We start from the raw sequence: 240 nt of genomic DNA, 5'->3' as shown, positions 1-240 counted from the left end.
GAAGTACACCTCGCCGTCGGCGAGCAGGAACTCCACGGTGCCGGCGTTCTCGTAGCCCACCGCCTTGGCCGCGCGCACCGCCAGGTCGCCGATGTAGGCGCGCTGCTCGGGGGTGAGCTGCGGGCTCGGGGCGATCTCGATGAGCTTCTGGTTGCGGCGCTGGATCGAGCAGTCGCGCTCGAACAGGTGCACGGTGTTGCCGAAGGAATCGGCGAGGATCTGCGCCTCGATGTGCTTGGG

Annotated in this window: 1 protein-coding gene; it reads right to left on the bottom strand. The window is 68.3% G+C overall.

The annotated features are described in order from the left end of the window. Positions 1 to 240, bottom strand: a 240-nt coding sequence (locus BST14_RS32270) for an ATP-binding protein (RefSeq protein ID WP_497795599.1), incomplete at both ends; no start/stop codon positions are given.

The organism is Mycobacterium arosiense ATCC BAA-1401 = DSM 45069, from assembly GCF_002086125.1.
GTDB lineage: Bacteria > Actinomycetota > Actinomycetes > Mycobacteriales > Mycobacteriaceae > Mycobacterium > Mycobacterium arosiense.
The sequence above is the reverse complement of the archived record's forward strand: the minus strand, read 5'-3'. Positions and strand labels throughout refer to the sequence as shown.